Genomic DNA, 13,696 nt, shown 5'->3' with positions numbered 1-13,696 from the left:
TCATCATATTACTGATACAGACATGAAAAAAATAATCAATACCCCAAAAGCCCCAGCACCCATAGGTCCATACAACCAAGCGGTACTTGTAAATGATACATTGTACATTTCGGGACAGATCCCTATTGACCCTGCCACGGGAAATCTAGTCGAGGGCGACATCCAAAGTGAGACCAAACAGTCCATGGAGAATCTAAAGGCCATTCTTGAAGCAGCGGGAATGACATTTGAAAACGTCATCAAGTCCTCCATATTTATTAAGGACATGAACCAATTTGCCCAAATTAACGAGGTCTATGGTACATACTTTAATCCCGATACCGCACCGGCACGGGAAACTGTGGAGGTGGCAAACCTGCCTAAGTTTGTGAATGTGGAAATATCGATGATCGCGGTTAAATAGTCTCCTTGTGAAACTCGACCAAACCTTCAATAGGTCTTCTTCGGATAACTCCCAAGATCAAATCATTGCGTTCCAAACAGGCTTTTAGTTCGTCCTGTAAGAAATGGGCAATACTGCCTACGAAGCTCACGGGCACCTTGGTGGCAAGCTCGTACTGCATAATATAGTTGTTCACGAACTGCTGTAAACCTTTTTCGATTACCCCTTTGCAATACGGGTGTTCCTTATTTTCTATGATAAACCGGGCAAAAGTGGCCAAATACGTGTTAGGGTTGGGCTGCTTATACAGATGCTCCTTGATTACGTCGGCATCAAGGTCAAACTCCTTGGCGAACTTCATTCCAAGATCTTGTGGCATTTTGTGGAAGTAGTAATCCCTGATCAATTTACGTCCAAAGAAATTACCACTGCCATCATCCATAAGAATGTATCCCAAAGAGGTTACTTTTTGTATGAGCTGGTGCCCATCATAATAACTGCAATTGGAACCGGTACCCAGAATACAAACAATTCCCTGTTTACCAATTTTTGTAGTGGCATATATGGCCGCATAAGTGTCTTCCCTTACCTCTGCCTTTGCATTGGGAAAAAAATCCTTAAAGATGGCCTTTAAAAAATTCTTCATTCTATCGGTTCCGCAGCCGGCACCGTAAAAATAAAGTTGACGTACTTGTTCCTTGTTTTTGGAAAGTTCAAAATTATTGGCCAACCTATCTTCAATCACTTCTTTGGTCAACACTTCTGGACTCAGTCCCAATGTTTGGGTCACAAACAATTGTTTTCCCTTTTCATCAAGGGCGATCCAATCGGATTTAGTGGCACCACTATCCACAATCAAAACCATAATACGTCGAGATTTTATATTGAAATCCTGAAGGGGAGTTCCCCTTCAGGATGAAAAATTTATGATGTTATTGATTATAGGCTTGCTGCGTGCAATGCCAATTCTACCAATTTGTTGGAGTAACCTGTTTCGTTATCGTACCAAGATACGACCTTGAAGAATGTTGAATTCAATTCGATTCCCGCATCGGCATCAAAAATAGAAGTCCTCACATCGCCAACAAAGTCTTGTGATACCACCAATTCTTCGGTGTAGCCCAAAACGCCGGCCAATTCACCTTCGGAAGCGGCTTTCATTGCAGCTTTGATACCTTCGTAAGAAGTTTCTTTTTCCAATCTTACGGTCAAATCCACTACGGAAACATCGGCAGTCGGCACCCTAAAGGCCATACCTGTAAGTTTACCTTCCAATGCAGGGATTACCTTGGTTACCGCTTTGGCGGCTCCTGTTGCAGCTGGGATAATGTTCAAAAGGGCACTTCTACCACCTCTATAATCCTTTTTGGACGGACCATCAACGGTCAATTGGGTAGCTGTAGTTGCGTGTACCGTGGTCATCAAGGCTTCTGCAATACCGAACTCATCGTTAAGTACTTTGGCAATCGGTGCCAAACAGTTGGTGGTACAGGAAGCGTTGGAAATAATGGTATCCGTTGCTTTTACATCTTTGTGGTTAACACCCATCACGAACATTGGGGCGTCTTTGGACGGTGCAGAGATCACTACTTTTTTGGCACCACCATCAATATGTGATTGGGCCATGTCCAAAGTGGTAAAGATACCGGTACATTCTGCAACGATCTCAGCACCAACTGCGTCCCATTTCAAGTTTTTGGGGTCGCGTTCTGCCGTAATTCTAATGGTATTTCCGTTGACCACTAGATTTCCGTCCTTTACTTCTACGGTACCGTCAAAGTTTCCGTGAACGGAGTCGTACTTTAATAAGTAGGCCAGGTGTTCCACATCCAACAAATCGTTGATTGCGACAACATCCACATCGCCTCTTTTTACGGTTGCTCTAAATACAAGCCTTCCTATTCTACCGAATCCGTTGATTCCTATTTTTAAATTTGACATGTTTCCTTTTTTTGTGTTTAAATTTAAGTTGTCATTATATCAGAAACTCTTATGAGCTCTTCGTCTATTTCAGTGTGTGCCTTTATGGCCTCGGACAAGGGGGTAAGCACCAATTTGGTATCCCTGATGCCCACCATTAAATTGGACTTGCCCTCCAATATACTCTCTACTGCCTTTACTCCCATTCTACTGGCCAGAACACGGTCAAAGCATGTTGGGTTGCCACCACGTTGCATGTGTCCCAATACGGAAACCCTTACATCGTAAATAGGCAAATGCTCTTCCACATATTCCTTTAGTTCAAATACATTTTTTCCTATTCTATCCCCTTCTGCCACAATAACGATACTGGATGATTTTCCGGAAGCTTTGCTTCGCTTCAAAGAATCCAATAAACGCTCAAGGCCCAGGTTTTGCTCGGGTATCAAAATTTCCTCAGCTCCTGCACCGACTCCCGCATTAAGGGCGATATGGCCTACGTCCCGTCCCATGACCTCAACAAAGAACAAACGGTTATGGGAGCTTGCCGTGTCGCGTATCTTATCGATTACATCTACTACTGTATTGATTGCCGTATCGAACCCTATTGTGTAGGAAGACCCCAAAATATCGTTGTCAATGGTCCCTGGAATACCGATTACGGGAAAATTATATTCCTCGGTGAACAAAAGGGCACCTGTAAAGCTTCCATTTCCTCCAATTACCACAAAGGCATTGATTCCTTCCTTGGTCAATTGGTCGTAAGCTTTCTTCCGCCCTTCCTTTGTTCTAAATTCTTCGCAGCGGGCAGACTTTAAAATGGTTCCTCCTTTATTAATAATGTTGTTCACACTGCGCGCATCCAAGGTTTTAAAATCCCCTTCGATCATACCTTGGTATCCTCTATAGATACCAACACACTCAATTCCCAAATATGCACATGTACGGACAACGGAACGAATTGCGGCATTCATCCCAGGAGAGTCTCCGCCAGACGTAAAAACTCCTATTTTTTTAATTTCTGAAGCCATTCAAATTTTTAAGAGATCAAAGCTAGGAAACTTTATTCAAATTTTGAATATCTTAATAATTTATTTGATTTGCAGAAGTTTCTCAAACGTTTTCGTAATAAATTAATATAAAAACGCTTAAAAATATAAATTTTATTGAACTGATTACGGGCGATTTATGGGCTTTTCCGAAAAACGTATCAAACTATCCTTGCCCATGACCTGCATACGCTGTTCTGTTGCAGTGGGTTCCTGCTCCGTTTCCGGTTCCGGTTTCTCCTGTTTATTGAAAACTTTTCGCATCAGTTCCCTGAAGCTATTGAAATCCACTTGGTAGGACAATCCCACACCTTGAGTATAGCCTTGACGTTCCGCGAGAAATTGCTGTACTTGATTTTCCCTGTTGAAAATCTTGGCGCTCAGGGTCCCTTGGTCGTTCAACAATACCTGTACCTCCACATCGCCTGCCACCACGGTCTCCGAAACTCCACCCACTGGCACCCCTACCCTTCCGTTCACCAAAATACGGTCGGACAATTGTGTGGAAACGGTAACACCGATCCTGTCCTCGGTGGTGATATCGGCATTGGGGTCGTTATAGCCCTGCTCATAGGAAAGGCCAAAGTTTAGTTTGTCGTTGTTACCGGATAAAATTTGGTTGAAAAGCCCCGATGCGGTCTGAATAAGATTTCCCGTTACGGCCTGTTGGTTGATTCCTCCCGATTGTGGATTTACAAAGGTTCCCTGTGCCAATAGGAAGAAAGCATTCCGTTCCTTAATGGTAGGGTCCTGCAGGCGGTATTCGAGCTCGGATTGGACCACGGAGTTGGTTCCGGGGAATTCTATCCCAAAATTAATGTTCGGGCTTTCTAGCTCTCCATCCAACCTCACCACGACCTCGGTAGGTATCCTTCCGGTGTACCCGGCATTATCCAAAAGCGGGGCCGGATTTGCGTTCAGGGAATAGACCGCCTCCAAGTTCAATTGAGCATCCAACGGGTCGCGCTCCCAAAGAATGGTACCTCCCGGACGCACTTTGAACTTTTTGTCTATTACTCCACCGTATTTAAAATTATACTCGCCGGAAACCACGACAAAATCTCCGTACATATTGAATTTTCCGTTGGTATTGATCTCTATCAGCAAAATTCCTTCTCCGGTGCCCTTTAGGGAGCTTCCCGTGGTTTGGTCCACAACGATCTCCACTTCGGCCTCTGGGGTAACGGCAAGGTCAAACGCCATTTCGAGCCCTTGATATTCATCCAATACGCGCTCCTCTTCAAAGGAATTGGATTTGTCCTTTTCTATAAAATTGATAAAGGAATAGTCGCCGACACTGGTAACATCGCTCAAAGGGATCTTTAGGGAAGTTCCCCTGGCCGTAGATGCATCCACAGATATCGTCAAGGCATCGGTGGGTCCGTAAATACTTCCCGTTCCGTTGATGAAGCCTTGTCCGTAATAAAGCGATTCCTCATCATACTCGGTATTCAAGATCATAAAACGGTCGCTCTTGGTATCCACATCCAGTCCCAAATACCAATCGTCAAAACCGGTGTGGCTTATAGTGCCGTCCAAAGTCGCCGTGGTTCCCTCTTCCACATCGGACAGTTCCACATTTTCAAAATAAAAGGTTTGATCAAACAGGCGCACTTGGGAGCGGGGGGCAAAATTATAGTCCACGTTTAGGTAGGGTATCCCGATTCCGGCATCGTTCAAGGTGAGCAATCCGTTGATGGATGGGTTTTCGACGAATCCACTTATAGTGGCCTCCCCGCTCACTTTACCCCTAATGTTGGAAATAATGTCCTCGCCCAAAGGTTTAAAAGGTTCCAATGCAAAATCCGAGAGATTGGCGGTCAGGTCCAATTCTTGCCGATTGTTAATGTTGGTCACCTTGCCATTGATGCTCATCCGTTCCTTGCCATCGTCATTCAGCCATGTGCTTACCCCAAATTCGGTGAGATCATTGTTTCCATAAATCCCTACTTCCAAATCTCCCATGCGCATGTTGTTCACGCTAAAATTCTGAACTTTTAAGCTTGATGTGGGCAGGTATTTCCCATCTTTTTGTAAAATATTGAGAAATCCATCCACCTCTCCGTTCAGTTTTAAGCTATCAATGGCCGGGGTGACCTTGCTCAGGGATACCAATTTAAATTGAAGGTCCAAGTCCTTGTAGGTGGAGTCTGCAAACTCGCCCCTCAATCGGATCTGTTCCTGATTATTGTTGTCCATGACCACATCCTCTATCCTGATGCTGTCCAATGAGCTGTTAAAGATTACCTTGTTCTTATCGTTCCCGTTTTTGTTGAGCACCCATGTATTCCCCTTAAAGCTGATATCCGACTTTTTTAAGCCGATCACCGACCGGTTGTTTTCGTTGAAGGTGTGATAAAAGTTAAGGTTATAACTATCATTGTATTCACTGCCACCCTTGAACTCCGTCCTAAAGAACAAAGTATCTTTTAAGGTGGTATTGATCAGGCTAAAATCCTTGATGTCATAATATACCGTGGACATATCCTCCACGGAAACGAAGGTGTTGAACAATGGGTTCTTATTGTCTATCTTGAGTTCTATGTTGTCAAACTTGTTCCCGAAGGCTTCGATACTTGGAGATTTGAAGGTGAGCTTAAAATCACTCTGGTCCGCTTCTATGGAGCCCCGTATAAAGGTATTGGCATCAAAAGCTATCTCGGGGACAAATACATCCACTATTTTATTATATATCTTAAAATTGAAATCCAAATATTGTCCCTTGGAGATTTTGAAGGGTTGATAGTTGGTATAAATACTACCTACGGAGTTCTGCACCAATCTTCCCAACTCGTTCACCCTAAAATTCCCCCTCATGTAACCGGTAATAATATCGGGCGAATTGATTTCAACGGTCCTGATGGTATCCTGCTCAAATGTGGAATTGACCGAAAAGTCCTCAAAATAATAGGTATCGTTTACATTCTGGTAGGTGGTATTGGAAAAACGCAGCTGCCCGGCCATGTCGTCCAAATTGTTTCCTTCGATATCCATATCCACATGACCCTTAAAAATGGATATGCTATCATTGATAAAGTTGAGCTTCTTCAAGTCGGCATAATCCACGGCCGCCACAAAGTTGAATTTGTTCTCACGTTCCCCAAAATTGGCCAATCCCTGAAAATCGAACCTAAAATTATCATCGTTGCAAAGCAGTACCCCATCAAAAAGTTGGTTCCTAAGCACACCGCTTACCTTTATTTTGTTGTACTCGTAATTGTTGAACTCAAACTTGTAAACGTCCCCGGAAATTTTCGTGTTCAAACTTTCCGCAACGAAGCCTTTGCCCTCCACGTTCATATCCATGGAAGAAAGCCCCAAATCTTTGTTATCTATAAACTCTCCGATATCAAAATCTATCAAAGAAATAAAACCGATATAAGATGCATCTTCAATGGTCTGGACATTGGTCATTTGTAGGTCCACATAGCTGTCACCTACCGCAGTGTTCAGGTTTACCGTTACATCAATCGAGGTTTCGGTGATTTCCGCATCCCCGCGCACCGTGAACTGACCCAATTTCTCGATGGACTGCGGGATGTTCCTCCCCAATATTTTTGGCAATATGCTTCGGAGCTGATAATAGCTGGAGGTGATATTGTCTATATCCCCTTTCAACACGAAAGGAGCTTGTTCGCTGAACATATTATCGAACCTGAAATCACCACGTATTGCGGTATTGTCCGTAAAAAGAAACAAATTGTCAACTTGAAGCTGGTTGAGCACTCCGCTAAAATCGCCGGTAAAGGTCACCGTTTTGTCCTGACCAAACTCATCGAAAAAAGCATTCACCTCGTTCAGCGCCACGGATGATTCGGTAAAATTTGCATCCACCTTCACCAAGTTGATGAAATCGGCGAGGTCTTCGCGTTCATAATTGAACACCAGATTGCCCTTCAGTTCGGATTGCTCGGTATCGATAAGCAGCGAATCAAACCGCATTTGCTGTTTGGTATATTTAAAATCCGTGGACATCTTTTTTAGGCGTATCCCACGTTTCGCCAAGGTGGAAAGGTCCTCTATCTTTAAGGAAACATCAGGACCCAAAATCTGAAAATCGGAGGCCAAGATCTCAATTTCCGAAAAATTCAATACTTCGGCGGAATCCAAATTATCATCGATCAACCTAAATTTTCCAGAATGGATCTGGATCTCGTCCGAGGACATAAAAAATGGCGGTGTTCCCGGGTCACGGGGCTTGCCGTCGTCCAACTTTGCCACAAACACATCCAAATTGGTTTCGGTCTCCCCTTCGTAAGTCCTCAAATTAAAAATGAGTCCATCCAGTTCCATATCGCCGAACTCCATTTTGTTGTTCGCCATGTTCCGTAAATTCAATATGGAAGTGGAAAGTTTACGTATATAAAAAAGTGTATCCTGTTTGTAATCCTCCACGTAAACTCCCTTAATGCCCGCATTCAAGCTAAAAAGGGAAACACTTACGCGATCTATCTGTATGTTGGTGCCGAACTCCTTGTTCAGGGAATCCGTGGCATATTTCCCCAATCTCGTCTGTACCGCCGGCATGGAAAGTATCAAAGACCCCAATACCAATATAAGCACGATGGCCAATAGAAGACGTAATAGTATTTTACGAAGTTTTTTGATAGGGCTTTATGTTTTACCTTTGACGACCAATTTTTGTTCCAAAACCTGTGGAAAATCCAAAAAAATACATTCTTGCAATCGAATCATCCTGCGATGATACTTCTGCAGCCGTACTTTGCGATACAAAAGTACTCAGCAACGTTGTAGCAACACAAGAAATTCACAAGCAATATGGAGGTGTTGTCCCAGAGTTAGCCTCAAGGGCGCATCAACAAAATATTGTTCCCGTGGTACACCAAGCCTTGGCCAAGGCAAATATCGACAAAAAACAGCTATCCGCCATAGCTTTTACAAGGGGCCCCGGACTCATGGGCTCTTTATTGGTAGGAACCTCTTTTGCCAAGTCTTTGGCCCTTGGGCTGGACATACCACTTATTGAGGTCAACCATATGGAAGCGCATATTTTGGCCCATTTTATCGAGGATGAAAACCAGACCGCTCCCTCGTTCCCATTTTTGGCCATGACCATTAGCGGCGGTCATACCCAAATTGTAAAGGTAACGGACCATTTTAGCATGGAAGTTCTTGGCGAAACGCTGGACGATGCGGTTGGTGAGGCTTTTGATAAGAGTGCAAAATTAATGGGACTCCCTTATCCGGGAGGGCCATTGATCGATAAATATGCAAAGCTGGGAAATCCCGATGCCTTTAGTTTTCCAAAGCCCAAGATAGATGGACTGAACTTTAGTTTTAGCGGGTTAAAAACGAGCATTCTTTATTTTTTGCAACGAGAGACCCAAAAAAAACCGGATTTTGTGTCCCAAAACCTAAATGATATCTGCGCATCGGTACAGTTTACCATCTTGGAAATCTTGATGGACAAACTGCATTTGGCCGTGGAACAAACTGGTATAAAGCAAATTGCCATTGGAGGTGGGGTTGCCGCAAATTCCGGTATACGTGGCAGACTTAGAGATGCAGAGGAAAAGTTGGGCTGGAAAACCTTTATTCCTAAATTTGAGTATTGCACGGACAATGCAGGAATGATCGGCATTGTTGGTTACCTCAAATATGTAAGGGGCGAGTTTACAGATCAAAGCATTGCCGCCAAGGCACGTTATGCCATTGGCGGCTGATTAATTTAAAAACCCAACTATGCAGCTTTTCTACAACCCATCATTGGACTATAGTGCCAAACAATTTATTTTTCCTCCGGACGAGAGCAAGCACATTGTCCGTGTACTTCGAAAAACAGAGGGGGACATCGTGCACATCACCAATGGAAAGGGTTATTTGTTCGAAGCCGAAATTTTGGAACCGGACCAAAAAAAATGTAAGGCGCGAATAATCTCAGAACGAAAATCCATCCCAAAAAGATATAAACTGCACATGGTTGTGGCCCCTACCAAAATGAACGATAGATACGAATGGTTTTTGGAAAAGGCCACAGAGATCGGGGTGGATGAAATAACCCCTATCATCTGCGAGCATTCAGAACGGAAGACCCTGAAAATGAAGCGCATGGAACGGGTCCTCCAATCCGCCATGAAGCAATCCCTACAAACCGTCCTGCCCAAACTAAATCCCCCCATTGCCTATAATGATTTTATGGAGTCGGATACTTCGCTTGGATTTAAATTTATCGCACATTGCCTGGATGGTGAAAAAATGGAGCTTAAAAGACGTGTTATCGCAGATAATGATGCCACCATACTTATAGGCCCCGAAGGCGATTTTTCCAAAGAGGAAATAGACCTGGCCAAAAGCAAGGCGTATATCCCCATATCGTTGGGCATAAATAGACTGCGTACCGAGACCGCTGCAATTGTATCTTGCGCTACCGTGGCCATGATCAACAACTAATATCCCAACATACATTTTTTTAAAATGAATGTCCTATTTTTGATGGGCTCATCCGCTTGAAAATGAAACGATACCAATTACTTGCTTTTCTGATGCTCTTTGCTAGCGGTACAATCTGTTCACAGCAAATAGCCGTTTTGAAATATGGCGGCGGTGGTGATTGGTATTCCAACCCAACGGCCCTTCCCAATTTAATTCGGTTTTGTAACGAAAATATCGACACCAAAATAAATCCAGAGCCGGAAACGGTCGAGGCTGGCAGTGTTTCCATTTTTAAATATCCTTTTTTGCACATGACCGGGCATGGCAATGTCTTTTTTAATGACGAGGAGGTTCAGAATCTTCGAACCTACCTTTTATCCGGTGGTTTTCTTCACATTGATGATAATTATGGTATGGAGCCCTATTTGAAAAGGGAGCTTGAAAAAGTTTTTCCCGATAAACCATTGGAGGAATTGGGCGCCGACCACCCCATATTTTCACAAAAGTTCAACTTTCCCGATGGTCTGCCCAAAATCCATGAGCACGATGGAAAAAGACCACAGGCCTTTGGTATTTTTGATAACGGCCGACTTATATTGCTCTACACTTACGAATGTGACCTTGGTGATGGCTGGGAAGACCCCTCCGTTCACAACGACCCTGAAGAAGTGCGGTCAAAGGCCTTGCAAATGGGGTCAAATATTGTGGCGTATGCTTTTAAAAATTAATCGATGAATGCAAAGATCATTGCCAACGGAATACTAAGAGCTGTCGCCGTTATTACCGGAGTGGTCATCTTGGGATGGTTTTTTTATAAAATACAATCCGTTCTGGCCTATTTGGCCATTGCCGCTGTGCTGGCACTGTTGGGTAGACCCATAGTAAAGTTCTTGATGAACAGACTTAAGTTCCCAAACACTTTGGCCGTAGTAGTGACCATGGTTATCATGCTGAGCATTTTTCTGGGAATCCTATCCCTTTTTATACCGCTCATTGCCGAACAGAGCAAAAACTTATCGTTATTGGACATTGAATCGCTCAAGGGCGATCTGAACACCCTCTACGTCCAGGCTCTGGAATATTTTGGTGCATCATCGGGCAGTGTAAACAATATGTTGGATGAATCACATCTGGAAGAAAATGTGCTGAAAGATCTTGACCTTGGATTTATCCCCAATTTGCTGAACTCCTTCGTCAATGCCCTCAGCAATTTTAGCGTGGGACTTTTTTCCGTTCTCTTTATTACATTCTTCTTTTTAAAGGATAGTAAATTGATGCAAAACGGAATCTTGACCTTCGTTCCCAACGACAAAGAGAGCAACTTGACCAAGTCCATTGATAAAATCAACAATCTCCTGTCAAGATACTTTGCCGGTCTGTTATTGCAATTATTTATTCTTTTTGTCATCTACACCATTGTGCTTTTGATTGTTGGTGTCGAAAATGCCATTGTGATCGCTTTCCTGTGTGCGCTCTTTAACATTATCCCGTACATAGGTCCATTGATCGGTGGAGCAACTATGATCGTCCTGACCATGACAAGTTTTATGGATGCCGATTTTAGCTCCGTCATCTTGCCAAAGGCCATGTATGTTTTGATCGGTCTTGGTATAGGTCAGTTGATCGATAATTTCTTTTCCCAACCCCTGATTTTTTCCAAAAGTGTGAAGTCTCATCCTTTGGAAATATTTCTCGTCATCATTATTGCAGGGCTTCTTTTTGGGGTGGTAGGAATGGTCGTGGCAGTACCGGGATATACGGCAATAAAGGTCGTTTTAAAAGAGTTTTTGGCCGAAAACGACTTTGTGAAGAAATTGACCAAAAACTTATAGTTCCAGTTTGAATAACCTAATATTAAATACTGGCGTACAGAAATTTATATCAGAAAATATTTCAACTGACATAATGTCCGTTTTGTTAAAAAAACCTCCTTTTGAAGGTGTTTCACAAAAAGAACTTGCAGGACAGATTGAAGCCAAAAAAAAGGCATCCGAAAAACTGCCTCTTTGGTTTTCCGCCTCCAACATTTACTACCCCAACAAACTGAATATTGAGCAAACGAGTTCCGAGGAAACCGCAAGATACAAAGCTCAACTTGTTGAAGGAAATACCCTATTGGACCTGACCGGTGGATTTGGTGTGGACAGTTATTTTTTTGCCGAAAAAGTAGGGTCCGTTCTGCACTGTGAAATCAATTCTGAATTGAGCGATATTGCCCAACATAATTTCAAGGTTTTAGGTCAAAACAATATTGAATGCCGACCGGAGGATGGTCTTTCCTTTTTAAAAAATTCAAATCAAAAATTTGATTGGATCTATTTGGACCCTTCCAGAAGAAACAGCAAAAAGGAAAAGGTTTTTTTACTGAACGATTGTCTTCCCAATGTTCCAGAAAACCTTTCGCTCCTCTTCAAAAGGACCATCCATATTTTGGTGAAAACGTCCCCCCTTTTAGATCTTAAAAAAGGGGGCGAGGAGCTCGAATACGTAAAAGAAATCCATGTGGTTGCCGTAAATAACGAGGTGAAAGAGCTGCTCTTTATTTTAGAATATGGGTATAAGGAAAAGGTTATGGTAAAAACCGTCAATTTAAAATCATCCCAAAAAGAACTTTTTAGTTTTGCCCTTGAAGAGGAATCGGAAATAACCATGGACTATTATGAACCGACCACCTATCTATACGAGCCCAATGCTGCCATTTTAAAATCGGGCGGGTTCAAGTCACTTGCCAAGGCATATGGGTTAAAAAAGCTCCATCCCCATTCCCATTTATATTCCTCCGATGATCTAGTGGACTTTCCCGGAAGAAGGTTCCAAATTGAACAAAAACTTGCCTATTCCAAGAAATCGATAAAAACCCTGAACGTTTCCAAAGCCAACATTACCACACGGAACTTTCCCATTTCGGTAGCGGAGCTTCGTAAAAAGCATAAAATCAAAGATGGCGGAAACACTTATCTTTTCTTTACCAAAAGCAGTAAAGACGAACTTCTTGTATTACAGTGCGAAAAGATAAAGGACTAATCCAGATTGTCCAGCCAACCTAATAATAGTTCCGTCCAGTTTTTTAAACCCTTATCGTGCAAAGCCAATGAAAATCCATGTCCTCCTGTTGGATAGATATGCATGGAAGCAGGGATGTTGTGTTTTCTGAGCGCTTCAAAAAACAACATTGAATTTTCCACGGGAACTGCATCATCGTCCATGGCATGTAGCAAAAACGTTGGCGGAGTTTGGCCATCAACATGTTTTTGATTGGACAAATAATCCAACGCTTCTTCCGTTGGGTCATCCCCTACCAAGGAAACCCTGGATCCTGTATGTGTACTTTCCTTGCCCAAGGTTATCACTGGGTATATCAATACCATAAAATCCGGACGCGCGGATAAATCATCAACTTCGTCCTGTCTTTCATACACCACATCATTATAATGGGTTCCCAAGGTGGATGCCAAATGCCCTCCGGCAGAGAATCCTATGATCCCGATATGGTCCTGGTCGATATTCCAATCCTTGGCCTTGGACCTGACCAACCTCAGGGCCCGTTGTGCATCTTGCAAAGGGACCACATTTTTTCTTTTAGTGATGGATTTGGACCAGGGCAAACGGTATTTTACAACGATTCCCGCAATTCCTTCGGCGTTCAATGCCTTGGCGATGTCCGTACCTTCCCAATCATAGGCCAAGCCATAATATCCGCCACCGGGGAAAATAACCACGGCCTTTCCATTGGAAGCCCTTTTGGTGGGTAGATATACTTCCAAAGTGGGCTCCTGTACGTTGGTTATCCAAAGGATTCCGTCTTCGGTAGTTTCAATTTTTTCTTCTTCATTGGAGTCCGTTTGGTTTGGAATGGCATTGGGCCATAACGGTATAGTCGTTTTTTGAGCGGTCATTCCCACAGACAACAAGACCAAAAGCAATGCTGATTTTGTCTTAATTTTCATTTGAT

The 13,696-nt window shown here is 43.2% G+C and carries 11 protein-coding genes; 6 read left to right on the top strand and 5 right to left on the bottom strand.

The window, feature by feature from the left end; all coding sequences use genetic code 11:
- Positions 1-22 precede the first annotated feature (22 nt).
- Complete coding sequence (locus SD449_RS00200; RefSeq protein WP_318308079.1) at positions 23-403, top strand: RidA family protein; 381 nt, start codon at positions 23-25, stop codon at positions 401-403.
- On the opposite strand, the gene SD449_RS00195 is transcribed toward SD449_RS00200, so the two are convergent.
- From SD449_RS00195 to SD449_RS00180, 4 genes are all read right to left on the bottom strand, one after another.
- Positions 396-1,247 (bottom strand): N-acetylglucosamine kinase, encoded by an 852-nt coding sequence (locus tag SD449_RS00195; RefSeq protein WP_318308078.1) that lies wholly within the window; start codon positions 1,245-1,247, stop codon positions 396-398. The two genes, SD449_RS00200 and SD449_RS00195, sit on opposite strands and share 8 nt — an antisense overlap.
- A 74-nt stretch (positions 1,248-1,321) precedes the next feature.
- Complete coding sequence (gene gap, locus SD449_RS00190; RefSeq protein WP_318308077.1) at positions 1,322-2,323, bottom strand: type I glyceraldehyde-3-phosphate dehydrogenase; 1,002 nt, start codon at positions 2,321-2,323, stop codon at positions 1,322-1,324.
- 23 nt (positions 2,324-2,346) lie between these two features.
- The gene (gene pfkA / locus SD449_RS00185; RefSeq protein ID WP_318308076.1) at positions 2,347-3,333 is read right to left on the bottom strand and encodes a 6-phosphofructokinase; all 987 of its coding nucleotides are present in this window, start codon (positions 3,331-3,333) and stop codon (positions 2,347-2,349) included.
- A gap of 144 nt (positions 3,334-3,477) precedes the next feature.
- Positions 3,478-7,878 carry a translocation/assembly module TamB domain-containing protein gene (locus SD449_RS00180; protein WP_318309174.1) on the bottom strand — a complete coding sequence of 1,467 codons (4,401 nt, stop codon included), beginning with the start codon at positions 7,876-7,878 and terminating at the stop codon, positions 3,478-3,480.
- Between the two features lie 128 nt (positions 7,879-8,006).
- Between SD449_RS00180 and tsaD the strand changes: the two genes are divergently transcribed.
- The 5 genes from tsaD (at position 8,007) to SD449_RS00155 (ending at position 12,768) form a co-directional block, all read left to right on the top strand.
- Entirely contained in the window at positions 8,007-9,035 is a 1,029-nt protein-coding gene (tsaD, locus tag SD449_RS00175; RefSeq protein WP_318308075.1) for a tRNA (adenosine(37)-N6)-threonylcarbamoyltransferase complex transferase subunit TsaD, read from the top strand.
- A 19-nt stretch (positions 9,036-9,054) separates the two neighbouring features.
- Positions 9,055-9,762 carry a 16S rRNA (uracil(1498)-N(3))-methyltransferase gene (locus tag SD449_RS00170; protein WP_318308073.1) on the top strand — a complete coding sequence of 236 codons (708 nt, stop codon included), beginning with the start codon at positions 9,055-9,057 and terminating at the stop codon, positions 9,760-9,762.
- Between the two features lie 62 nt (positions 9,763-9,824).
- Entirely contained in the window at positions 9,825-10,472 is a 648-nt protein-coding gene (locus SD449_RS00165) for a DUF4159 domain-containing protein (RefSeq protein WP_318308071.1), read from the top strand.
- 3 nt (positions 10,473-10,475) lie between these two features.
- A complete protein-coding gene (locus SD449_RS00160; RefSeq protein ID WP_318308070.1) occupies positions 10,476-11,576 on the top strand; it encodes an AI-2E family transporter in 1,101 nt (366 codons plus the stop codon).
- 7 nt (positions 11,577-11,583) lie between these two features.
- On the top strand, positions 11,584-12,768 hold the full coding sequence (locus tag SD449_RS00155) for a class I SAM-dependent methyltransferase (protein ID WP_449757791.1): 1,185 nt from the start codon (positions 11,584-11,586) through the stop codon (positions 12,766-12,768).
- Here SD449_RS00155 and SD449_RS00150 read toward each other — a convergent pair.
- Complete coding sequence (locus SD449_RS00150; protein WP_318308068.1) at positions 12,765-13,691, bottom strand: alpha/beta hydrolase; 927 nt, start codon at positions 13,689-13,691, stop codon at positions 12,765-12,767. The two genes, SD449_RS00155 and SD449_RS00150, sit on opposite strands and share 4 nt — an antisense overlap.
- Positions 13,692-13,696 lie beyond the last annotated feature (5 nt).

Source organism: Flagellimonas crocea, from assembly GCF_033441595.1.
Classification (GTDB): Bacteria; Bacteroidota; Bacteroidia; order Flavobacteriales; family Flavobacteriaceae; genus Flagellimonas; species Flagellimonas crocea.
The sequence above is the reverse complement of the archived record's forward strand: the minus strand, read 5'-3'. Positions and strand labels throughout refer to the sequence as shown.